This window comes from Haladaptatus paucihalophilus DX253, assembly GCF_000376445.1.
GTDB classification, from domain to species: Archaea; Halobacteriota; Halobacteria; order Halobacteriales; family Haladaptataceae; genus Haladaptatus; species Haladaptatus paucihalophilus.
On the sequence record NZ_AQXI01000001.1, the window covers coordinates 2,569,621 to 2,592,341 of the forward strand.

The 22,721-nt window shown below is 65.2% G+C and carries 23 protein-coding genes and 1 pseudogene; 14 read left to right on the forward strand and 10 right to left on the reverse strand.

What is annotated here, in order from left to right; genetic code table 11:
• Positions 1-33 precede the first annotated feature (33 nt).
• The gene (locus B208_RS0114310; protein WP_007979344.1) at positions 34-948 is read right to left on the reverse strand and encodes a dihydrodipicolinate synthase family protein; all 915 of its coding nucleotides are present in this window, start codon (positions 946-948) and stop codon (positions 34-36) included.
• 100 nt (positions 949-1,048) lie between these two features.
• On the opposite strand from B208_RS0114310, the gene B208_RS0114315 reads away from it, so the two are divergent.
• Positions 1,049-1,315, forward strand: coding sequence for a ubiquitin family protein (locus B208_RS0114315; RefSeq protein WP_007979343.1), 267 nt, complete (start codon positions 1,049-1,051; stop codon positions 1,313-1,315).
• A gap of 141 nt (positions 1,316-1,456) precedes the next feature.
• Entirely contained in the window at positions 1,457-2,101 is a 645-nt protein-coding gene (locus tag B208_RS0114320; protein ID WP_007979341.1) for a hypothetical protein, read from the forward strand.
• Between the two features lie 5 nt (positions 2,102-2,106).
• Here B208_RS0114320 and B208_RS0114325 read toward each other — a convergent pair whose 3' ends face one another.
• The 3 genes from B208_RS0114325 to B208_RS0114335 form a co-directional block, all read right to left on the reverse strand.
• Positions 2,107-3,330 carry an HAD family hydrolase gene (locus B208_RS0114325; protein ID WP_007979340.1) on the reverse strand — a complete coding sequence of 408 codons (1,224 nt, stop codon included), beginning with the start codon at positions 3,328-3,330 and terminating at the stop codon, positions 2,107-2,109.
• Between the two features lie 158 nt (positions 3,331-3,488).
• Entirely contained in the window at positions 3,489-4,487 is a 999-nt protein-coding gene (locus tag B208_RS0114330; protein ID WP_007979339.1) for a M48 family metallopeptidase, read from the reverse strand.
• A 143-nt stretch (positions 4,488-4,630) separates the two neighbouring features.
• On the reverse strand, positions 4,631-5,968 hold the full coding sequence (locus B208_RS0114335) for a putative ATP-dependent zinc protease (protein WP_007979338.1): 1,338 nt from the start codon (positions 5,966-5,968) through the stop codon (positions 4,631-4,633).
• A gap of 342 nt (positions 5,969-6,310) precedes the next feature.
• Here B208_RS0114335 and B208_RS0114345 point away from each other — a divergent pair, with 342 nt between their 5' ends.
• The gene (locus B208_RS0114345) at positions 6,311-7,684 is read left to right on the forward strand and encodes a nicotinate phosphoribosyltransferase (RefSeq protein WP_007979337.1); all 1,374 of its coding nucleotides are present in this window, start codon (positions 6,311-6,313) and stop codon (positions 7,682-7,684) included.
• A gap of 1 nt (position 7,685) precedes the next feature.
• Here the strand turns inward: B208_RS0114345 and B208_RS0114350 are convergent, their stop codons facing one another.
• Both B208_RS0114350 and B208_RS0114355 read right to left on the reverse strand, forming a co-directional pair.
• Positions 7,686-9,215, reverse strand: coding sequence for an alpha,alpha-trehalose-phosphate synthase (UDP-forming) (locus B208_RS0114350; protein ID WP_007979336.1), 1,530 nt, complete (start codon positions 9,213-9,215; stop codon positions 7,686-7,688).
• Positions 9,216-9,348: 133 nt separating this feature from the next.
• Entirely contained in the window at positions 9,349-9,861 is a 513-nt protein-coding gene (locus B208_RS0114355) for a gamma carbonic anhydrase family protein (RefSeq protein WP_007979335.1), read from the reverse strand.
• 62 nt (positions 9,862-9,923) lie between these two features.
• Between B208_RS0114355 and B208_RS23020 the strand changes: the two genes are divergently transcribed.
• Positions 9,924-10,106 (forward strand): hypothetical protein, encoded by a 183-nt coding sequence (locus B208_RS23020; RefSeq protein WP_007979334.1) that lies wholly within the window; start codon positions 9,924-9,926, stop codon positions 10,104-10,106.
• A gap of 144 nt (positions 10,107-10,250) precedes the next feature.
• On the opposite strand, the gene B208_RS0114365 is transcribed toward B208_RS23020, so the two are convergent.
• Positions 10,251-10,631 carry a hypothetical protein gene (locus B208_RS0114365; RefSeq protein WP_007979333.1) on the reverse strand — a complete coding sequence of 127 codons (381 nt, stop codon included), beginning with the start codon at positions 10,629-10,631 and terminating at the stop codon, positions 10,251-10,253.
• 135 nt (positions 10,632-10,766) lie between these two features.
• Here B208_RS0114365 and rbcL point away from each other — a divergent pair, with 135 nt between their 5' ends.
• Positions 10,767-12,014, forward strand: a complete 1,248-nt coding sequence (gene rbcL / locus B208_RS0114370) for a type III ribulose-bisphosphate carboxylase (protein ID WP_018128943.1) — start codon at positions 10,767-10,769, stop codon at positions 12,012-12,014.
• Between the two features lie 626 nt (positions 12,015-12,640).
• Here the strand turns inward: rbcL and thsA are convergent.
• Positions 12,641-14,278 carry a thermosome subunit alpha gene (thsA, locus tag B208_RS0114375; protein WP_007982349.1) on the reverse strand — a complete coding sequence of 546 codons (1,638 nt, stop codon included), beginning with the start codon at positions 14,276-14,278 and terminating at the stop codon, positions 12,641-12,643.
• A gap of 212 nt (positions 14,279-14,490) precedes the next feature.
• Between thsA and B208_RS0114380 the strand changes: the two genes are divergently transcribed.
• Entirely contained in the window at positions 14,491-15,438 is a 948-nt protein-coding gene (locus B208_RS0114380) for an AIR synthase family protein (protein WP_007982350.1), read from the forward strand.
• Between the two features lie 16 nt (positions 15,439-15,454).
• Here the strand turns inward: B208_RS0114380 and B208_RS0114385 are convergent, their stop codons facing one another.
• Both B208_RS0114385 and B208_RS25200 read right to left on the reverse strand, forming a co-directional pair.
• On the reverse strand, positions 15,455-15,979 hold the full coding sequence (locus B208_RS0114385) for a DUF7351 domain-containing protein (protein ID WP_007982351.1): 525 nt from the start codon (positions 15,977-15,979) through the stop codon (positions 15,455-15,457).
• Positions 15,980-16,211: 232 nt separating this feature from the next.
• Positions 16,212-16,403 (reverse strand): annotated as a pseudogene (locus B208_RS25200) (DUF7347 domain-containing protein); the annotation flags it as partial.
• Positions 16,404-16,533: 130 nt separating this feature from the next.
• Between B208_RS25200 and B208_RS0114395 the strand changes: the two are divergent.
• From B208_RS0114395 to B208_RS0114430, 8 genes are all read left to right on the forward strand, one after another.
• Positions 16,534-17,115: an NADPH-dependent FMN reductase gene (locus B208_RS0114395; protein ID WP_007982353.1), complete on the forward strand. Its 582-nt coding sequence runs from the start codon at positions 16,534-16,536 to the stop codon at positions 17,113-17,115.
• 6 nt (positions 17,116-17,121) lie between these two features.
• Positions 17,122-17,940 carry an arylamine N-acetyltransferase family protein gene (locus B208_RS0114400; RefSeq protein WP_007982354.1) on the forward strand — a complete coding sequence of 273 codons (819 nt, stop codon included), beginning with the start codon at positions 17,122-17,124 and terminating at the stop codon, positions 17,938-17,940.
• A 26-nt stretch (positions 17,941-17,966) separates the two neighbouring features.
• Positions 17,967-19,043, forward strand: coding sequence for a D-xylose 1-dehydrogenase Gfo6 (gene gfo6, locus B208_RS0114405; RefSeq protein ID WP_007982355.1), 1,077 nt, complete (start codon positions 17,967-17,969; stop codon positions 19,041-19,043).
• Positions 19,044-19,304: 261 nt separating this feature from the next.
• On the forward strand, positions 19,305-20,378 hold the full coding sequence (locus B208_RS0114410; protein ID WP_007982356.1) for a glucose 1-dehydrogenase: 1,074 nt from the start codon (positions 19,305-19,307) through the stop codon (positions 20,376-20,378).
• Positions 20,365-20,991, forward strand: a complete 627-nt coding sequence (gene gfcR, locus B208_RS0114415) for a transcriptional regulator GfcR (RefSeq protein ID WP_007982358.1) — start codon at positions 20,365-20,367, stop codon at positions 20,989-20,991. The genes B208_RS0114410 and gfcR overlap by 14 nt, the downstream gene beginning before the upstream one ends.
• 65 nt (positions 20,992-21,056) lie before the next feature.
• Positions 21,057-21,578 carry a hypothetical protein gene (locus B208_RS0114420; RefSeq protein ID WP_007982360.1) on the forward strand — a complete coding sequence of 174 codons (522 nt, stop codon included), beginning with the start codon at positions 21,057-21,059 and terminating at the stop codon, positions 21,576-21,578.
• A 43-nt stretch (positions 21,579-21,621) separates the two neighbouring features.
• Entirely contained in the window at positions 21,622-21,969 is a 348-nt protein-coding gene (locus B208_RS0114425; RefSeq protein ID WP_007982362.1) for a glutaredoxin family protein, read from the forward strand.
• Positions 21,970-22,074: 105 nt separating this feature from the next.
• Positions 22,075-22,650: a DUF7110 family protein gene (locus B208_RS0114430; RefSeq protein ID WP_018128944.1), complete on the forward strand. Its 576-nt coding sequence runs from the start codon at positions 22,075-22,077 to the stop codon at positions 22,648-22,650.
• Positions 22,651-22,721: the final 71 nt, after the last annotated feature.

Below are 22,721 nucleotides of genomic sequence, written 5' to 3' on the forward strand. Positions count from 1 at the left end.
GAGGACGCGGAAATGGAGCGTACGCGTCGGCAATCAGAGCATGTCGAGCGCGCGAAGGTCGGATTCGAGCGCCGCGCGGTCCGATTCGTTCATCTTCCGGAGCGGACTCCGGAGCGGGCCGGGGGAGAAGTCCAAATCGAGCACGTCGAGCGTCGTCTTCACGCCCGCCATGTACGACCCGCCCTTCAGGGCGTCCCGAATCGCGTACACGTCGCTCTGCAGTTCGCGGGCGCGTTCCACGTCGCCCGCGTCGTATGCGTCGTAGAGCGAGACGACCAGTTCGGGGAAGGCGTTCGCAACCGCGCTGACCATGCCGGTACAGCCGAGTTGGAGGCCGGGGAGGAGCAGGGAGTCCGACCCCGCGAGGAACGTGAGTTCGGGGTGTGCGTCGATGGCCTGCCCGAGCCACGGCACGTCCTTGCTCGAATCCTTGAGTCCGGCGAGGTTCGGAATTTCGGCGAGGTCGTCGAGGGTGTCGAGCGACAGCGAGTTGCCGGTCTTGCTCGGGATGTGGTAAACGTACACCGGCAAATCGACGGCCTCACAGACCCGCCGATAGTGTTCGACCGCCGCGTCGTGGTCCAGCGGGTAGTAGTACGGCGTGACGACGACGAGGCCGTCCGCGCCGACCGATTCCGCGTGTTCGGCGTGCGCGACGGTCTCGTACGTGCTCGGCGCGCCGACGCCCGCGATGACGGGCACGTCGTCCACGGCTTCGACCACCGCTTCGACGACGCCGCGCTTTTCCTCGCCGGTCAGCAGGGGGAACTCGCCGTTCGTGCCGAGCGGGAAGACGCCGTGTGCGCCGCCGTCAACGACGTACTGCGCGTGGGCCGCCGTCGCTTCGTAGTTCACCGACTCGTCTTCGTGAAACGCCGTAATCGTGGGCGGAACGACGCCGTGCAGGGAGAGCGGGTCGTCCGTCCCCGGTTCTGGTGCGTGCGACATACTCGGACGCTCGTCCCCCGGCCCAATAAGCGGTTTCGTCTCGGCAGGAGTTTTTCGAGACTGAGTAAACTTTTTGTCCCGGGGGTGCAAAGATGTGTGTATGAACGTCACAGTCAAACTCACCGGCCCGATGGTCGCGCGCACCGGAACCCGCGACGCACGCGTGGCAGTCCCCGACGAGGCAACCGTCGAGGATGTCGTCGAACAACTCGGCGAGCGCTACGGCCCGCAAGTCCGCGCGGGAATCGTGGACGGATTCGGCCTTCGCTCGGACACCAGCCTCGTCCGCGAGTCCGACCACGAACCGCTCTCGGTTCACAGTCCCGTCGAAGCGGGCGACACCGTTCGCGTACAGGTCCACGCCTGATTCGACGCGACGCTTCCCACGACCTCGGAACCTCGGTTTCTCTCTCCGTTTTTCCTTCCGTTTCCCTCGCCGTCTCGGACAGAAAACTTATACTCGATTCTGATACCTCTCCGTCATGAACTTCCGGCGAGGTGTGATTCCGTGAACCGCCGCCGAGCGGTCGGCGCGCTCTGTGTTCTCTTCGCGGTGGCGTTCGCGGCGAACACGCTCTGGTTGGTTCCCGGCGGGAACGCTACCCGGTACGAATACCGAACGGTCTCGGTGAACGAGTCGAACGCGAACCACTTCTTGCGCCAATCCTCGTCCGTCGCGTACTGCGCCCCGAGGACATCCCGAACCTGCGGGTTCGAACTCGCGGCGATACGCGGCGGCGTCCCGGTGGACGCCGAACTCTCCCAAACGTACCCGGACTACCAGTACGTCCTGACGAGAGACGGCTTCTACGACCCGACGGCCGAGGTGCAAAACGGGACGACGGTGTTCACAGCGCGGAGCGTGTCGCTTGCTCCCGTGTTGGCGAACGTTTCGTACCGACCGTTACCGGAGGCTGTTCGAGCCGACAGGAAGTTCGAGAAGGGGATTCGTGTGGGGCACCTGCGCACCACGTCCGAAATCCCGCCATCCCGCCGACTCGTCAATCGAAGTGGAACGTACTACGGCTTCGAACAGATTAGCGCGAAGGCGGCCCATCCGTTCCTCGGCCCCAAGCTGTTCGCCATCCGAACCCTCCTTTGGCTTGCGACGGTGCCGCTCTCCGTCCTCGGCATCGTCTTCTGGCACGACTGAGGGCCTTATCCCAATCGACCCAACCGATTCAGCGCGTACACCGTCCGAAGCACGTCGCCCGCCTTTCCGCGGTCGAAGATGAGTTCGTCGGTGCGAACCACGTGGTCCAGCACGTCGCGGGAGGCGTGTTCCGGCGCGGCACCGATGCCACAGTCGTTCTCGTCCACCCACTGCATCACGCGCAGGTCGCTCTTGCTGTCGCCCATGACGAGCGTGAACGGGTCGTCCACGCCGAGGACGTCCAACGCGGCCTCCACGCCGACAACCTTGTTCAACTCTCGACTGCCGATTTCGGCGGCGTCACCCTCGTAGTAGGCCACGTCGATTCGGTCGAAGGTGTCCCGCACGTCCTCCGGAATCGCTTCCACGTCCGCGTCCGGCATTCCGCCTTGCGCTTCGAGCACGCCGCGGATTTCGGGGTCGCTGTGGGCGTAGTAGGTCCGCGCCCACTCGCTTCCGTCTTCGACGACGGTCTCGCCGAGCAGGTCGAGTTGGTAGACCAGCGCGTCGTCGATGACTTCCACCGCCTTCGCGCTCCCCGTCTCGAAGTTCGGCTTCATCGTGATGTTGAACTCGTTACCCTGCAGGTGGGTCCCCCGCCGGAGTTCCTCGGGCGCGGACGAGAGCACCTGCGAGCGCACGGTGTCGAAGACGTCCCGGATGTCGTCGTCCAGGTCCTCGAACAGCAGTCGTTTGGTCTCCGCGCCGTGGCCCGGCGTGAATACGCCGGTCCCTGCCTCGTAGACGATGCTCACCGTGCCGGAGTGGACGATTTCGTTGCCGAGTCCCTGAATCGTGAATCCCTTGACGTTCTCCAGCGTCTGTCCGGTACAGACGACGATGGGGACGCCCTTCTCGTGGAATTCGGTCAACAGGTTGAGTACCTCCCGCGGAATCTCGTTGTCCGTTCCGCCCGCCGACCGGAGCGTCTCGTCCACGTCCAGTACGAGCGCGTTCACCGACCGGCCGTACTTCGAGTAGAGGTCGAGCGCGGTGAACGCCTGGTCGCGCGTGGCGTGGGCCGCCACGTCAGCGTAGGTTTCGCCCGCGTCGAATCCGTCCCGAATCTCGTCCTTCCGTCGCTCCAGTTCGTCGCTCGCGGACTGCCAGTGTTCCAACGCGACCCGCGAATCGACCGGCGGAAACACGTCCACGAAGTCCTGATACGCTCTGAGGGTTTTCGCGTCGAACTCGTCGTAGAGCCGATAGAGGGCGTCGTAGCGTTCCATACTGGAAGTCGGTCGCTTTCCGGGATAAAGGTCGGGGGAGGAGGGAATATTGGCGGACTCGGAAAACGGCGACGGCGAACCACCGACGCTCCAACACTCCTCCCGCGACGAACATCACCACCGTGACCGCGACCACAACTCCCCACCCCGACGACCGCTTACGACCACGATTGAAGCAGTTCACACCGTTTTTCCGTCGATGGGTGCGTCCTGAACAGCCAGTTGCCGATGTCGTCGAGCCGATTTCGAACGCGAAGCACCGGCGGCGTCCGCCCGTCGGCCCAAATCGAAAAGCCGTCGTTCGACGTCCGCGGCGGTTCGACGATGGAGAACGCCGCGACGGTATCGGCCTTCCGGAGGTCCGTCGTCGGTGCATCGACCGCCTCCGCATCCACTTTTTGCAACGCCGTTGCCAAGGCCGCCGCGGACCCCGCGAGTTCGACGGCGGCGCGGTCGGCGGCGAGTTCGCGCTGTCGGGCGAACAGCGCGAGCAGCGACCGCCCGACGAGCCAAATCGCGCCGCCGAAGACCAGCGCACCGATACCCAACAGGTCGTCCGCGTTCGAGGTGACGGGCGTCTCCTCGTCGTCCACGCCGAGTCCGTTCAGTATCGACCGGCCGAACACCGTCGGGAGGGCGACCAGCGAGACCACGGCGGCGTCTCGATTGCTCACGTGTGCCATCTCGTGTGCCACGACCGCGCGCAGTTCCTCGTCGGAGAGGCGGTCCAGCAGACCGGTGGAGACCACGAGCGTGGTGTTTCGACGCGTGAATCCCGAAACGGAAGCGTGTGGAACCGGCATCTCGGCCACCGAAACGGTCGGTGCCGGAACGTCGAACTGCAACGCGACGCGCTGAACGAGGTCGGCGAGGTCCCGATTCGAATCCGTCGTTTCCGACGGCGGAACCGCGTCGAGAACCGCCGCGGTGGAAATCCCGCCACGACGGACCGTGGCGACGAGCAGTCTAACGCACGCCACCCCGCCGACAATCCCGCCGAGGTAGTGCCCCCAGACGCGCGGTGCGAACAGGAAGGGGGCGACGACCCCGCCCACCGTCCACGAGACGAACAGCAGTCCGGCGACGAGCGCGCCTGTCAACGCGACGAGCGCCGTCACCGAGAGGAGAATTCGACCGGTGAGACTGTCGGTCCGCATCGTCCCTTTCTTTCTCGCCGGCGATTGTAAAACGGCAACACTTCGTCCGCTCCCGAGCGGCGTCGGTGGGTCCCTTTCCTCCGACTCCCCCTTTTGATTTCTCTCCTCTCGACCTCACTCCCCCAACCTCACTTCCCTCAACCTCACTCCTCGATGGTGGTGTCCTCCTCGCCCACCCGCTTGCTGATGTCCACTTGGTAGTGTTCGAGGATGTCGCGGCCGAGGAGGACGGGATTCTCCATGTGGCTTCGGTCCTCGATGTTCGCGGAGACGGTGTAGTGGTTCCCGGCGATGCCGACGACGATATCGACCACCGGACGCGTGCGACTCGACTTCGAACTCCCGGAGCGCACCCGCGAGGTTCGACGGATGGGTCCCGCGCCGACGTCCGCCGCGACGCCGGTGTCGATGCTCGTCCGACTCGCACCCGTATCAGATTTCGCGACGACCGTCGCCGACCCCGATGTCCCGCTGACGACGACCTCCGTCGTGTAGCCGATGGTCGGTTGCTCCGAGAGGTCTCGGCGACTCGTCGACGGTTTGCAGGCGGGAACGGTGTCGTCGAGCGTCGCGGTCAGTTCGACGACCCGGTCTTCGTCCACCGACCCGCCCGCCGTTTCGATGGCGGCGCGAGCGATGTGGGGTGCCGGACTGTGGCCGGTCGCCTCGAAGAACCCCTTGAATCCCGCGGTCGGGTTGACTTCGAGGACGTACCAGTCGCGCTCGTTTCGGATGAGGTCGACCCCGGCGTAGTCGAGACCGATGGCGTTCGTCGCGTCGAGTGCGGTTCGTGAAACTTCGTCCGTGAGTACGTCGCCCGCCGCGCGCACGTCTCCCCCCAGCGCGACGTTCGTCCGCCACTCCTCGTCAGGGGCGGAGCGAATCATCCCGCCGATGACGGAATCGCCGACCACGTAGACGCGGAGGTCGCTGTGCGGGCCGTCGTCGTCCTGTTCGATGAGTTGCTGGACGAACGCCTGTCTTTTCCCGACGCGGGAGCTGATGGGGTCGTTCAGGTCGACCTTCCACGTGCCGCCGCCGTGGGTCCCGATGGCGGTCTTGTACACGGCCTCGGTGCCGTAAGGTTCACAGAGTTCGTTGAGTCGTTCCGTCGAGAGCGCGAGGATGGCGTCCGGAACCCGAACCCCCTCCTCGGCCAACCGCACCGCGGCGGCGAACTTGTGCGTCGCCCGTAACACCGACATCGGTGGGTTGAGCGTCGGGACGACGCTCGCGTACAGGTTCACCAGTCCCAACAGTTCGTCGGGATACTCCGTCTTGGAGAGCAACAACCGATTGGCGATGACGTCTACGTCCGGTTCGAGGACGAGTTCGCCGTCCCGTATCTCGACCGACGTGTTCTCCCGACGAAGCCAGACGGGCTCGTGACCCAGCGCTTCGACGGCGTTCAAAATCGCTTTCGTCTCCTTGCTGTTGTGAAGGCTGAAGACTCCGACTCGTACCGACGTTTCTCCCGGCATCGGTATGTCATTCGCTAACTCGGCTCAAAACACTTATTGCTCTGTTGCTAATAGTTGGCTCGACGTTCCCGACCGATTGTTCTTTCTCGACTAACGGATCTTGTCGAAGACCGTGCTCTGACAGCGACTGCACTGCCGTCGGTTACGCCAGTATTCCTTCCCGCACGAGTTACACTTCCAGTTCGGCGTGAGGAAATCCGGTTTGAGCGATTCCAAGTTCATGGAGGGGCGTAAGGTCCCCACGAATAAACGCCTCTCGCCGGAGTCGGGTTGCTCGGCGTCCCCCTCTACCTCGCGATTTCCTCCCCTAACTATTACTGACGCGGCGTGGTCCCAGTGGCTATGGTGGGGACCAACGCGGACGACGAGGACCGATTCGGCTACGTCACGCCCGAGAATCTGGGACTGTTCACCGACCTCTACGAGCTGACGATGTTGCAGGGCTATCACGCCGCGGACCACGACCCGCAAGCGACGTTCAGCCTCTTCTTCCGCCGACTTCCGACGGACAGGGGCTTCGTCGTCGCGGCCGGGTTGGAACAGGCGTTGACGTACATCGAGACCCTCTCGTTCGGCGAGCGAGCCATCGACTATCTTCGAAATCGCGGATTCGACGAGGACTTCCTCGCTCGACTCGCGGACTTCGAGTTCACGGGACGGGTGCGCGCGCTCCCCGAGGGGACGCCGGTCTTCCCCGACGAACCCCTGCTGGAGGTGACCGCACCCATCTTCGAGGCCCAGTTGTTCGAGACGCTGGTGTTGAATCAGGTCGGCTTTCAGACCCTCGTGGCGACGAAAGCCGCCCGGATGCGCGAGGCCGTCGAACGTTACGGCGACGACCAGTCGCTCGTCGATTTCGGTTCCCGACGCGCCCACGGTACCGACGCCGGGATGAAAGCCGCCCGCGCCGCCGTCATCGGCGGCTTCGACGGTACCTCGCTCGTGGCGGCCGGAGAGGCGTTCTCGCTCCCCGTTTACGGGACGATGGCCCACTCGTGGGTCCAGAGTTTCGAGAACGAACGGGAGGCGTTCGAGACGTTCCTCGAACAGTATCACGAGGACACGATTCTGCTCGTGGACACCTACGATACCGTCGAGGGCGCGAAACTGGCGATGGACGTGGCGGAAAACCACGATGCCGAAGTCGGCGTGCGCCTCGATTCGGGCGACCTCGCCCCGCTCTCGAATGAGGTCGCGGAAATCGTCGACGGCCGACCCATCTTCGTCTCCTCGGGCATGGACGAGTACAAAATCGCGGACTTCCTCCGGGACGGCGGCGTGGCGACCGGGTTCGGTCCCGGCACCGCGCTGACGACGAGCAGGGACGCCCCGTCGCTCGACCTCGTGTACAAACTCACGGAAATCGAGCGCGACGGCGAGATGCGCCCGAGCATGAAACTGTCGTCGGGCAAGGTCACGTACCCCGGCGCGAAGAGCGTTCGCCGCGTCGGAGACGGCGGCTACGAGAAGGACGTGCTCGCGTTGCGCGGCGAGGACGTCGCGGGCGAGGAACAACTCGTCACCATCTTCGAGGACGGGGACAGGGTGGCCGACTCGCCCGAACTCGGCGCGATTGCGGACCGGGCGGGGACGCGCCGTCGAAAACTGCCCGACGACTGCCGCGAATTGCGCTCCCCCGGCACCTATCCGGTCGAAATCAGCGACGGCCTCCGTCAGTTGACGAACGACGTGGAAGCCGAACTGGAAGCGCGGTGAGTCACGCGCCGTCGCGGTCCGCACGTCGCTTCCGGTTCAAGACCTCTCCGGCGTGCCGGAGCACGTCGTTCTTCCACGCCTCGATGTCGTTCTCTTCGACCTCGGCTTGCAGCTGCGTCATGCGGTTCGACCGTTCCGGGCGGTCCATCGTCAGCGCTCGCTCGATGCCGTCCGTGAACGCTTCGGCGTCGTTCGGATGCACCGTCATCGCCGCCTCTCCGAGTTCCTCGTGTGCGCCGACGAGTTCGCTGAGGACCAACACGCCGGGGTCGTCCACTTGCGAGGCGACGAACTCCTTCGCCACGAGGTTCATCCCGTCACGGAGGGAACTCACGAGCCCCACGTCCGCTTCTCGGTACAGGGCGGCCAGTTCGGCCGTCGAGAGTCGGTCGTCGATGTACACGATGGGTCGCCACGCGTCCGTTCCAAATCGCTCGTTTATTCGCTCGATTTCCCCCGTCACGGTCGCTTGGACGCGCTGATAGTCGTTGATTCGGCTCCGGCTCTCGCTCGCCTTCTGGACGTACGTGACCCGTCCGCGCCACTCCGGTCGCTCCTCCCAGAGCCGTTCGAGGGCGGTCAGCCGCTGTTCGATTCCCTTCGTGTAATCGAGTCTATCGACGCCGAGCGCCAACCGCTCCGCCCCGAGCGGGTACGCGTCCCGGAGGGATTCCCACGCTTCGTCAGCCTCCGCCGACCCCGCGAGCCGTCGTCGCTCCACGGCGTCGATGCCGAGCGGGAAGGACTCGACGCGAACCGTTCGCCCGTCGTAGCGAATCACTCCCGTTTCGCGGTTCACGTCCGCGCCCAACGCTTTCGAGGCGCAGTCGAGGAAATTCCGGCAGTAGCGGTCGGTGTGGAAGCCGAGCAGGTCGTTCGCCAGCAACCCGTCGAGGAGTTCGTCGTGTTCCGGGCAACTTCGAAACACGTCCCACGACGGCCACGGAATGTGCCAGAACTGCATGCAGAACGCATCGGGTGCCGACTCGCGGATCAGCCGTGGCGCGAGTGCGAAGTGGTAATCCTGAAACCAGACGACCGCTTCCGACGGGTCCACCCGCTCCCGTATCGCGTCCGCGAAGCGCTCGTTCGCCTCGCGGTAGTGTCGCCAGAACTCCGGTTTCGGCGTCATCTTGGCGATGTCCGAGTGACAGAGGGGCCACAACACCTGATTGCTGTAGCCGTAGTAGTAGTTGGTCACCTGTTCCTCCGAGAGGGCGACGCGCTTCAGCTCGTAGGAGGGTGACTCCGGGGGGACGCGAACGCACCCGTTCTCGTCGCTCATCTCCTCGTCGCCGTCGCCGCTCCCCCACGCGACCCACGTCCCGCCCGTGCTCGCCATCATCGGGTCGAGCGCGGAGGTCAGGCCACCCGCTGGACGGGCGACGCTGATGCCGTCGTCGTCGCGTTCGTGCACGTATGGTTCCCTGTTGGATACGAGGACCAATTCTCGGTCTCCGAACGGCGGTGTCGCGGAAACGGCCTCCCGCTCCTCCGTATCGGAGACGGTACCGTCAACGGTTTTGTTCATTATGTCGCTCGTCCCGTATCTGGGCCACTGAAACGAATCACTGCGTGGGTTGCGCTCGCAAGTTACTTTATTATCGTGTGGAATCGCGCACGCTTTGCGGCCGACCCTCCCACTCGGCCACTGTCTCGACGCCCTACTCGAACAGCGCACCGTGGCGCTTCGCAAGCCCGGTGTACTCCCCGGAGGAGTACGACTCGAAGATTTCCTCCGCGTCGATGGTCGTCTCCGACAGCGGCGTCACCCGCGCGGGAATCCCCCGAACGAACGACTCCGGCGGAATATCGGCCGATTCGAGCGTCACGGTCCCGGCCGCGACGATGCTCCGCTCGCCGATTCGAACGTCGCTGTTTATCGTCGCGTTGAACCCGACGAGCGACCCGTCGCCGACCTCCGCGTCGTTCAACACCGCGCCGTGACCGACCATCACCCGGTCGCCGACCGTCGAGGCGTGCAGGACCGCGTTGTCTCCGACGTGCGACTCCCGGCCGACGCGCACCGGTGCCACGTCACCTCGGAGGACGGCACCGGGCCAGACGCTCGCGTCGGCCCCGATTTCGACGTCCCCCACCACGGTCGCCTCCCGGCAGACGTGGGCGTCCTCGTGCACCGACGGCTCACCCCCTTCGAACCCGTACGTTCGAACCATACCCCTGACACGACGTTCTCGACCAAAGCTTTGGCGGGGTCATTTTTTAGGTCGCGCCGGTCGTGTGTGTCCCCCTGTTCAAGGCACAGATTTCCGACGGCGAGCAGATAGAGTGCGCCGAGTACGAAATCGAAGGTCCCGGCGTTCGACTGTTCGACGAGGACGGCGACTTCCTCGCGTTCGTCCCCTTCGCACACCTGCTCTGGGTCGGACAGGTGGACGAGAACGGGCGAACGCTCTGGTAGTCGTCTCGACCACTCGCACCACACGTCTCCCGAGACCCATCCCGTTCGTCCCCGCGACTCCAGCCACGAGTACGCGTTACGGTCGTTCCGGTGGAACGACGTGGAGGTGGTGGCCGAGTCGCGCGGTCGGTGTCGCCGCGGGGTTCAATCGACCCACGGGGTGATTTCGATTCCCGACCGCCGTATCTCGATGCCTAACCCTCGGTCGGGACCGTCCGCCGGGACCTCCCACGACGTCCGTGCCGACGGGCCAGCAGAAACCTCGACGGAGAGGTCGTAGCTTCCGGGTCCGAACTCGTCGGGAACGTCCCACGACCCCGACGCGGGAATCGATTCGCGCCCGGAGAAGACGCGCTTCTCGGGTCGCCGCACGTCGAGCGAAACGGTCGCCTTCCTGTCGAGGCGGTTATACACCGTTATCGTCTCTGTGTGCGGGTTCGTTCCCCACCCGTCGGAGAGACACCCCCCGGTACCGCCCAAAAGGGGGAGCGAGCAACCGTATCGGACGAATCCCCGTCGATTCATACGAGTCGATTTTCGGACGGTAGCGTAAGCGTTCCGTTCTCCGACACGAATCGCCGCACATCGCTCCCCCCGTTCACCCACGTTTCCCGGAATCGGCGGGGGGATTTTTAACCAACGACGGTGAACGTACGGGTTATGCCCGGCATAAAGTACGAGGACTTCCTCGACCTCGGATACACCCCCGCCGAATCGGAACTCGTCTGCACCTTCCACGTCGAACCGGCCGCCGACATGGACATGGAGGACGCGGCGAGCCGCGTCGCCAGCGAGAGTTCGAACGGGACGTGGGCCGAACTCCAAGTCGAAGGGAGCATCACCGACTTGAGCGCCACGACGTTCAGCATCGAGGGGAACGAAGTGAAAGTCGCCTACCCGGACGCACTGTTCGAGGACGGGAGCATGCCACAGGTACTCTCCTGCATCGCGGGCAACATCATGGGCATGAAGGCCGTCGAGCGGATTCGCCTGCTCGATTGCGACTGGCCCGAACCGCTCACCACCTCCTTCCCCGGCCCGCAGTTCGGCAGCGGCGTTCGAAACGAGATTTTCGACGCGGGCGAGCGACCCATCACCGCCACGGTCCCCAAGCCCAAGGTCGGCCTCTCGACCGACCAGCACGCCCAAATCGGCTACGAGGCGTGGGTCGGCGGCCTCGACCTACTGAAGGACGACGAGAACCTCACCGACCAAGAGTTCAACCCCTTCGCCGACCGCCTCACCCAGAGCCTCGCCATGCGGGACGACGCACAGGACGAGACGGGCGAGAAGAAGAGCTACCTCGTCAACATCACGGCGGACACGAACACCATGCTCGAACGCGCCGACATGGTGGCCGAACAGGGCTGTGAGTACGTGATGGTGGACGTCATCACGACCGGCTGGGGCGCCGTCCAGAGCGTCCGCGAGCGCTGTGAGGAACTCGGCCTCGCCATCCACGCCCACCGCGCGATGCACGCCGCGTTCGACCGTATTCCGAGCCACGGCGTCTCGATGCGCGTCCTCGCGCAAATCGCCCGCATCTGCGGCGTGGACCAACTCCACACCGGCACCGCCGACCTCGGCAAACTCGAAAACGAGGACACGGTGGGTATCAACGAGTGGCTCTACTCCGACCTCTACGGTATGAACGACGTGCTCCCCGTCGCCTCCGGCGGCCTGCACCCCGGCCTCGTCGCCGAACTTATCGACCGCGAGGGGACGAACATCTGCATCCAGGCGGGCGGCGGCGTCCACGGCCACCCCGACGGCACCCGCGCGGGCGCGGCCGCGCTCCGCCAATCCGTCGATGCCACGGTGGCGGACATCCCGCTCGAAGCGTACGCCGAGGACCACCCCGAACTGAAAGTCGCCCTCGACAAGTGGGGCACCGAGACGCCGCGCTAGAGCCGATTTCCCGGTTTCGGCCCGGTTCGAGAGTTGACGGTGTGACGACCACTGGTTTTTCGATATGGCGCGCGCTGGCACAGCCCAGAGGACAGCGGTCGTCCGACGGGCTGTGGTGATAGCATGCGAGGTCTTCGTGAGTGACGAAGGAACGAACGAATGGCTCGTCAGAGCTCTGCTCTGACGGTGGATGAGCGGAACGGAGTTCTCGTGAGTGCAACGAACGAGAGCACGGAAGAGCGTGCTCTTCCGGAGTGGAGTGAGTCGTTTGGGGAGGGAGTGGCGTGCGAGGGTTCGAAGAAACCTCGAATGCGAATAGCGCGGAACGACGTTCCGCGGACAGTCGAGCGGGCACGGCCCGCGAGACGACGGCAACGCCGCGAGCACGCGGTGTGGTTGCGGTGCGGTGGTGGTTTCATTGACGTCTGTACACGCGGTCACAGAAGAACTACCAATTCGGAGCGGGCGGGCAGGGGCGTTCGAAGTTTGCTACGAATCGTACTCACGACAACTCACATCCCGCGCGAGGTATGCCGAGAATATTCCCCGCTCGTCGCTGTCCACAAACTCCGCGAACACCGTCCCTCGTTGGGAATAAAAACGAGAAACGGAATCCCACTCCCGTCCTACATCATACCGCCCATTCCTCCCATACCGCCCATGCCACCCATCTCGGGGGCGCCCGCTTCGTCCTCGCTCCCTCCGAGGTCGCCCGCGGAAATCACGTCGTCGATGCGCAACAGGAGTTCGGCAACGTCGGTCGCGCTCTGGATGGCTTGGGTCTTGACGCGGAGGGGTTCGACCACGCCCGCGTCGAGCATGTCCACGACGTCGCCGGTTTCGGCGTTCATTCCGGCGCTCTCCTCCCCGGCGTCGTGCCGACTTCGGAGCTCCGTGATTCCATCGACGGGGCTGACGCCCGCGTTTTCGGCCAACGTGCGGGGAATCGCCTCCATCGCGTCGGCGAACGCCTCGACCGCGAGTTGTTCCCGACCTCCCACGCCGTCCGCATACTCCCGGAGGGCGAGCGCGAGCGCGGTTTCGGGTGCGCCGCCGCCCGGTAACACCCGCCCGTCCAGCAGGGCCACGCGGACGACGCCGAGGCTGTCGTGAACGGCCCGCTCGACCTCCTCGACGACGTGTTCGGTGCCGCCGCGGAGGAGCAGGGTGACGCTTCGCGGGTTGTCACACCCCTCGACGAAAATCCGGGTGTCCCCCGCCACGTCGCGTTCGGCCACGAGTCCGGCGTGCCCGAGGTCGTCGGGGTCGATGTCGTCGAGGCTGGAGACGACGCGGCCGTCCGTTGCCCGCGCGAGGTGGTTCACGTCGCTCTGTTTCGCACGGCGAACGGCGAGGATGCCCTCCTGTGCGAGGAAGTGCTGTGCGAGGTCGTCGATGCCCTTCTGGCAGACGACGACGTTCGCGCCGCTGTCGACGATTCTATCGACCATCTCCCGGAGTTGTGCCTCCTCACGGTCGAGGAACTCCTGGAGTTGGTCCGGGTCGGTGACGCTGACCGCCGTATCCGCCTCCGTCTCCTGCACCTCGATGGGCGTATCGACCAGCGCGATGGTGGCGTCCTCGACGTGCCACGGCATGTCGTCGTTCACGCGCTGCTTGTCCACCACGACGCCCTCCACGAGTTCCGATCCCGAGATGGCTCCCCCGACGACCGTCTCCACGGTGACGTTCGAGAGGTCGATGTCGTCGCTCTCGTCGTCCCGGACCGCGCGAACCGCCTGCACGACGATTTCCGAGAGTGCCTGTTTGGCCGCTTCGGCCCCCTTCCCCGTCATCGCCGTCTGAGCGATTTCGACGAGCAGGCCGCTCTCTTCGACCGGATGCGCCGCCGATTCGAGTACCCGTGACGCTTCCCTGCTCGCTTGTCGGTAGCCCCGCGCGACCGTGGTCGGATGGACGCCCTGTTCGAGCAGTTCCTCCGCCCGGCGAAGCAGGTCCCCGGCGAGGATGACCGCCGTTGTCGTCCCGTCCCCCGTCTCGTCCTCTTGGGTTTCGGCGGCTTCGACGACCATCGTCGCCGCCGGATGTTCGATGTCCATCTCCGTGAGGATTGTCACGCCGTCGTTGGTGACGACGACGTCGCCCATCGAATCGACGAGCATCTTGTCCATTCCTCGCGGGCCGAGCGTGGTGCGTACCGCCTCTGCGACCGCTCGCCCGGCGGTGACGTTCATCTCGCGGGCGTCGCGTCCGCTCGTTCGCTGTGCCTCCTCCCCCAGTATCAGGACCGGTCCGGTCTGCATTCTGTCTGCCATGATACCCCCACACCGGATACGACAGCATGCACAAAAGAACTAGTCCCGTGACGCGAGCGGAGCGGTCGTCTCGTAGCGCGCCGAAATCATCGTGGTGAATTCGACGACCGCGCCACGACGAAACAGACGACCACACCGCGACGAAACTGCAACCGCGCCACGACGAAACGCACATTGGCACGTCGTGTGAACGTCGGAGCATGATCGGTAAACTCGACCCTGAGCACCTCGCGCTCGTCGTCTCCCGAACCGGCGCGAGCGACGAGGCCGTCTCCGTGGGTCCCGGCTACGGCGAGGACGCCGCCGCAATCGAGGTGGGAGAACGAACGCTCGTCGTCAGTTCCGACCCGCTCTCGTTGGCCCGCGAACGACTCGGCACGCTCGCGGTCAACGTCGCCAGCAACGACGTGGCCTGCTCCGGAGCCGACCCGCGATGGCTGACGAACGTCGTCTTCCTCCCCGACGACGACCGGGAGACGCTGGACGTCGTGACCCGACAGATAGACGAGGCGGCGACCGAACTCGACATCGCCATCGTCGGCGGCCACTCCGAGTACGCGCCCGACCTCTCGCGGCCGATGGTCACGATGACTTGCATGGGACTCGCCGACGAGTTCGTCCCGACCGGCGGGGCGGAACCGGGCGACCGACTGATTCTGACGAAGGGTGCCGGAATCGAGGGCACGGCCATCCTCGCCACCGACTTCCGCGCGGAAGTCGGCCCAGCGGCCGAACGCGGCGAATCGTTCTTCGAGGAAATCAGCGTCGCCGAGGACGCCCGCCACCTCCGCGAGTACGCCCACGCCATGCACGACCCGACGGAGGGGGGCGTGGTCACCGGACTGTTGGAGATGGCGGAAGCTTCCGGCGTGCGCCTCGAAGTCGCCCGCGACGACGTGCCGGTCCGGGACGCGACCCGCGACCTCTGTGACACCATGGGCGTGGACCCGCTCCGCATCTTCGGGTCCGGGGCGCTCCTCGCGGCGGTCCCCGAAGGGTCGGTCGAGGAGGCGCTCGACGCGGTTCGAGGGGCCGGAATCCCGGCCGCCGTCGTCGGGCGCGTCGTCGAAGGCGACGGCGCGCTCGCGCTGGACGACGCGGAAGTCACCGACCCGCCGCGGGACGAGTTGTACGCCCTCTGGGAGTAGCGTCGCGTGGCTTCGGTTACGAAATCGAGTGTTCAACGACGCTCAGTTCCTCGTCCACGACGAGTTCGAGCGTGTCGCCGTCGAGGGAAACGCGAAGCGCGACTTCCCACGGGTCCGTGGAGCGGACGGTCACGTGGCGGTCGGTCGCGGCGAATTCGAGCTTCCAGATGGGCGTCGCCGTCACGTCGAGACCTCGCTCGTGGCAGAACGAGATGAGAGCGGGGTTTCCGAGGAGGGCTTCGCCGAGCCGCAAGTAGTTCCGGTGATTACAGCGGTCACACGAGCGGTTGATGCACACCGCGCGCTTGTCGGGGCGCGGATAGCCCGTCTCGGACGGCTCGACGAACGTCGTGTCCACCGAATTTCCACAGAGGTGACAGACCCCCCGCGCGAACGCGAGGCGAACCGACCGGTTGTACTCGCTGGCCTGTGCGACGATGCTCCCGTCGTCGCCGTGCAGGACGCCGGGGGGCGTGAAGTCGTACTCGTACAGGTACGAACAGCCCGGACACTGTATCTTGAACAGGGCGTGTTCGTACATCGCCTCGACGGGTTCCCCGCAGAAGTAACAGTCCGTATCGAGTTCCGTCGGGGAGAGGGACGCGCCGTCTCCGTCCGTCGTGGCGCGTAATCGTTCGCGTGAGCATCGTGCCCTCCGGGCGGAGCGCGTAGCCGGTCCCCTCCTGCTCGACGACCGTTTCGACGAGTTGTGAGTGGCCGTCGTCCCGCCGCTCGACGAACTCACCGACGAGCTGTTGGAGATGATAGTTGAACCGACTGCTGTCAACGTCCGCGCCCACGCGCGAGCGCAACTCCGAGAACGAGAGCGCGGGCGGGTTTCCCTCCCCGCCCCGGGCGTCGCTGAGCGCGTGGAGGATTCCCGCCCGAACGTCGTTGCCGATGAGCGTGAGCGCCTCGGTCGATGCGACCGACGATTCGGTCGCCGATTCGAACTCGTCCTGCATCTCGTGACGGCGGTTTTCCACCGACCGGGTAATCTCTTCTGGTCGGTTCGGCGGACGTGACAGACTGACAACTGTATCCGTCTTCAGCGAGCGCTTTAGTGGCTGTCGGCGGTAGCCTCTTCCGACGAAAATGGAACCCGATACTCACGTCGTCGCGCTGTGCGGGAGTTTGCGCGACGAAAGCGGAACGCGGGCCGCCCTCGGGACGGCACTCGACGCGGCGGAAGCGGCCGGTGCGGTGACGACGCTCGTGGACTTGCGCACCTACGACCTGCCGCTGGTGGACGCGGACGAAGCGTCCCCGGCAGACGCCGAATCGCTTCGACGGACGCTCCGAGACGCCGACGCAATCTTGCTCGGCACGCCGATGTACCACGGGTCGTACTCCTCGCCGCTGAAGACGGCGCTCGACTACTGCGGCTTCGAGGAGTTCGAAGACAAGACGGTCGGGTTGCTCGCCGTGTCCGGCGGCCGGTTTCCGACGTCCGCCCTCGAACACCTTCGGTCCGTCTGCCGAGCGTTGAACGCGTGGACGCTTCCCCTCGAAGTCGGCGTCTCCGACGCGGATTCGTCGTTTGCGGACGGCGAATTGACCGACCCGGCCGCCGCGGAGCGCGTCCGTCGCCTCGGCGAACACCTCGTCCTGTTCGCCGGTGTCGAGCAGTATCCCGAGGTCGCCAGCGCGACCATCGAATCGGTCACCGGATTCTAAGCCAGCATGAATCACGAACGATACTGCGCTCGAATCGGCCTCGACCCGTCGAGCGTGCGGGACGCGGACCTCGAAACGCTCGCCCGACTGCAACGCGCGCACGTCACGACGGTCCCCTTCGAGAACGTCGCCATCACCGGCGACCCGTTCGGGAACCGCGAGGGAGCGGGCGTATCGCTCGCCGCCGATGACTGTTACGACAAAATCGTCGAGAATCGCCGCGGCGGATTCTGTTTCGAACTCAACGGTCTCTTCGGCGACTTCCTCGCCGAACTCGGGTTCGACGTGAGCCGACGCGCCGCGATGATGCTCTCGGACGGGGAGGCGCGTCCCCCCGCGAACCACCTCACGAACGTCGTCACGCTCGACCGGCCGTACGTCGTGGATGTGGGGATGGGAGTCCCGACGATGCGGCGTCCGCTCCCGCTCGACGGCGACGCGACGCGGGACGGCATCGGCGTCGAATGGCGCACCGTCGAAAGCGACCGTCCCGATTCGGACTACGCGACCCAGTTCCGGGACTCGCCAGCGGAGAATCCCGAATGGAAAACGCGGTACGTCTTCCGCGACGTCCCGAGGGAGCGGTCGTACTTCGAGGCGACGTGCGAGTACCTCGCATCCGCACCCGAGTCGCCGTTCACGGGCGACCCCGTGGTCACCATCGCGACCGATTCCGGACACGCGAAGCTCACCACCGACGCGCTGACCCGGCACGAAAACGGCGAGGAGCGCGAGCGATCGCTCGCCGAGGCAGAGTGGTACGACGCGCTCGAAACCGAGTTCGGCGTGACCGACCGTCCCGAGGCGACACGCCCCAAACGCTAACCGCCACAGGCTCGTTCCTGTGGAAGATGACGCTCGCAGACCATCTCGACGACTTCACCCGGCGCGATTGGGAGACCGCGACCGACTCGGACGAACGAGTTCGCTTCGCGCTCGTCGGCCTCGGCTGGTTCACGACGGAGATGGTCGTCCCGGCCCTTCGGGACAGCGACCGCTGTGAAATCGGGGCGCTCGTCAGCGGCTCGGCGGAAAAGGCCGTTCGACTCCGCGACGAAACGGGGGCCGCCCGCGCGTTGAGTTACGAGGAATTCCACGCGGGGGAAGGCGTGGACGCGTACGACGCGGTGTACATCGCCACGCCGAACGCGACACACCTCGAATTCGCGGAGACGGCGGCCGACCTCGGCAAGGCCGTTTTGTGCGAGAAACCGATGGAGGTCTCGGCCGCGCGAGCGGAGCGGTTGGTCGAGGTCTGTGACGAGGCCGGGGTGCAGTTGATGGTCGGCTACCGGATGCACGTGAATCCGGCCGTCCGGCGGATGCGCGACCTCGTGCGGGAAGGATTCGTCGGCGACCCCGTACTGGTCGAGGGGTCGATGTGCCAGAACGTCTTCGAGCAGATAACGCCCGACCCGAACCAGTGGCGACTCGACGCCGACCTCGCCGGTGGCTCGGCGCTCATCGACCTCGGTATCTATCCGCTGAACACCGCCCGATTCGTCCTCGATTCCGACCCGGTGAGCGCGCAGGGGACGACGCGGAGTCCGCACGAACACTTCGCCGGGGTGGACCAACACGTCTCGTTCGAGGTCGCGTTCGACAACGGCGTCACCGCGGCCTGCGTCGCCAGCCAGTACGCCCAGAAGGGAAGCGAGTTCTCGGTGACGGGGACCGAGGGAAAACTGACGCTCTCCCCGGCGTTCTTCGGCGAGGCCCAGTTGACGGTCGAACGCGGCGACGCGGCGGCCGCGTTCTCGGTCGCGCCCGTGAACGAGGAACGGGAGGAGTTCGACTACTTCGCCGACCGTTTGCTCGCCGACCGCGACCCCGGACCAGACGGCGCGCACGGACTGGTCGATATGCGAACCATCGAAGCCATCTACGAGTCGGCGGAAACCGGCGAGCGCGTGGCGGTCGAACGCTAACGAGCGTCCGCGAACGGCGGAAACCGGGCACTTCGGGAACCAGTTCGGTGGCGCAGATTTCGACGACGCAGAGTTCGGCGACGCGGTTGTGACTCGCGGAACAGCGCACGGGAAAACGCGAGCGGCCAGAACTGCATATTGGACAGACGTTCGGGTTCGTGTGAGCATACTACCATGGACGCTCGCGGCCGCTCGCCTGCATCCGAACGATTTACTCGGCAAAGAATAAATGTTTTGAATACCGGGCTGTAAGGGTGTGACATGCACGCAGTCGCACTCAAGCGCGGCGCGAGTGCTCCCGAAGTCATCGACAAACCCCGACCGGACCCCGATTCCGGCGAGGTGCTGGTGCGGACACTCCGAGTAGGCATCGACGGAACCGATTACGAAGTCATCGCCGGGCATCACGGCGGCTTTCCCGCGGACGACGACCATCTCGTCCTCGGCCACGAGGCGGTCGGCGTGGTGGTGGACCCGAACGACACCGCGTTCAAGGAGGGGGACGTGGTCGTGCCGACCGTTCGCCGTCCGCTTCCCGACGGCCCGACGGAGTACTTCGAGCGCGGCGAACCGGACATGGCTCCCCCGGAGGACGTCGTCGAGCGCGGCATCACCGGCGGTCACGGCTTCATGAGCGACTACTTCACGAGTCCCGCGGAGTTCCTACTTCCCATCCCGGACGACCTCGCCGAGTGGGGCTTTCTGGTCGAACCCATCAGCATCGCCGAGAAGGCCGTCGAACACGCCTACGCCTCGCGCTCGGCGTTCGACTGGCAACCGGAGAGCGCGCTCGTCCTCGGCAACGGGTCGCTCGGCCTGCTCACGCTGGCGATGCTCGGCCAATCCTTCGAGCGGACCTACTGCCTCGGCCGCCGCGACCGGCCGGACCCGACCATCGACATCATCGAGGAACTGGGCGCGACGTACGTCGATTCGCGCGAGACGCCCGTCTCGGAGATACCCGACGTGTACGAACCGATGGACTTCATCTTCGAGGCGACCGGTTATCCGAAACACGCCTTCGAGAGCATCGAGGCGCTCGCGCCGAACGGCGTCGCCGCGCTGCTCGGCGTCCCGGATTCGTGGCCGTTCGAAATCGACGGCGGGAAACTCCACCGCGAACTCGTGATGCACAACAAGGCGCTCGTCGGGAGCGTCAACTCCGGCTACCGGCACTTCGAGGCCGCGACCGAGACGCTCTCGTCGCTCCCCGACTGGCTCTTGGACGACCTCGTGACCGACATCTACGACACCTCGAACCTCGCGGACGCATTTGCGGACGACGAAACGACAATAAAGGCCGCGGTGAAATTCTACGACCATGAAGAACGTTGACGACCTCATCGAGAGCGCGGCCGAGCTAGCGGAGCGCGGCCTCTCGAAGGGCGAAATCGCGGACGAACTGAACGTCTCGCGCGAGACGGCGAGTTGGCTCGTCGAACGGAGCGGAAGCGCGCCGACCCCCGAACCGACCGGCGGCCCGCAGGACATTCACGTCGATTGGAGCGCCATCGGCCGCGACAGCGCCCGCCTCTCGCACGTCGGCGCGGCGATGGCCGACATGCTGTCGAAACACGGCGAGGAGGTCGATTTGACCATCGGAATCGAGAAGGCGGGTGCGCCGCTGGCGACCACCGTCGCCCGCGAACTCGGCACCGACCTCGGAACCTACGCGCCGCGGAAACACCAGTGGGACGAGGGCGACATCGACGAGTACGGCGGCAGTTTCTCGCGCAATTTCGCACAGATTCGAGACCGCGAGTGCTACGTCGTGGACGACACCATCACCAGCGGAACGACGATGACCGAGACCATCGAGGCCATCAAGGACCGCGGCGGCGACCCGGTCGCCTGCATCGTCCTCGCCGACAAGCGCGGTATCGAGGAGCTAGACGGCGTTCCCGTCTACTCGCTGGTGCAGGTCATCGGCGTCGGCAGCGACGAATAACGTCACGAAGACCGACCCGGACCCGCGGCAGAAAGCATTTATTTTTCGATGATAACTCCCGGAGTATGACCTCCAGACGGGTTCTCGTCGGAACTCTTTCCCTCGGATTAGTCGTCGGCCTCGTCGTCGGGTCCGCCGGATCATCGCTGTTCGAGTCTCCCGCGGGCGCGAGGAACGGCGTCGAGATACCGTCCGAGTCTCTCGTCACCGCCACCGGGACGGGTTGTTCTGCGACGGTCGATACCGGCGGCTGGGTCGGCCAGCAACCGATTCACGACGTGATGGCCGTCTCGTTTAACGACACCATCGCGCACGAGGCGACCGTCATCGACGTGAACGCGACGCTGGAGTCCGGCGCTGACGGAAACTATTTCCTCCGCATCGAGACGAGTCTCGACCGCGCCGCGTCGGCGAAGAAGGGGTCGCCGCCGGACGACTGTCAGCCGCGGACGACCATCGACGCGGCCGTTACGGTGCCGCGCGATTACGACACGATAACCGTCGTCATCGATGGCGAGACGGTGACGACCATCGAAAACGACGGCAGTTCCTTCGCTCGTTACCGTCCCGTCAACGGCACGGCGTGACGCGGGCGCAACTTCTTTGCGGCGTGGGTGCCTACGCAACGGTATGACCTTCACACCCGGCGAACAGCTATCGGCCGAGGAAGTCGAGGAACGGGTCGATTCTACCATCGCGGACGAGGACGTCGTGCTTTTCATGAAGGGAACGCGCCTCATGCCGCAGTGCGGTTTCTCCATGCGCGCGGTCGAACTCCTCGACGCGCATCTCGGGGACGAGTTCGAGACGGTGAACGTGCTCGATAACCTAGATGCCTACCGCGAGGCGCTGTCGAGTCACAGCGGCTGGGAAACGATACCGCAGACGTACGTTGACGGCGAATTCATCGGCGGAAGCGACATCCTCGCAGAGATGGACGAACGAAATGACCTCGAATCGACACTTCGAGCGGACTGATGTCAGTCCGCGGGTTGCACACGCAACGCAAAGAGTAGACCCTATAAGTGCGGGGCGCGTATACAAATACGTACCGCCGACGGGAGACGGAACCCACGACTACAAATGAGCCAGGTATACCGACTACATTCGACGCTCGAATTGCCGCTTGAAACTGTTTACGACTACTTCGAAAGTGACCCAGAACTACCGGACGGAATCGACAGCGTCGATATCACCCGCCGGAACAACACTCTCATCATCAGCGCAGTTTCCTCGGACGAGAGCATCAGCAAGTACACACCGACCGCGCAACTGAAAGCCAGCGTCTCCGAGACGCGCGTCTTCACCGAGGAGGAGGAGGCGCGACGCAACGCGCCCCGATGGGGGACTCCGGAAGAGGAAGAAGAGGAGGAACCGACCGGCGAACTCATCGAGATGGCCGCGTTCAAAGGCGACCGCGAGACGGTGCTCCAGAACAGCGCGGTGCAGTACCCGATGTTCGAGGTGCTCTGCACTATCGCGCGAAAGGCCGAGAAGGGCACGCTGACCGCCATCGCCGAAGTCGGTGGCGAACTGGAAGCCACCCGAATCGTCGATGGCGACGACCGTCCGGCGTCCATCGAAGTCGTCGAAGGACCGCGAAACGAAAACTCCTCGTCCAGTGGCGTGAACTGGCGCGACAACAAGTTCATCAGCTAATCGTCGTCCTGCTCCCCGTCCTCCCATCGATGCAAACTCCATCTCGCACGGATTCGCCCGCGAGAACTGAC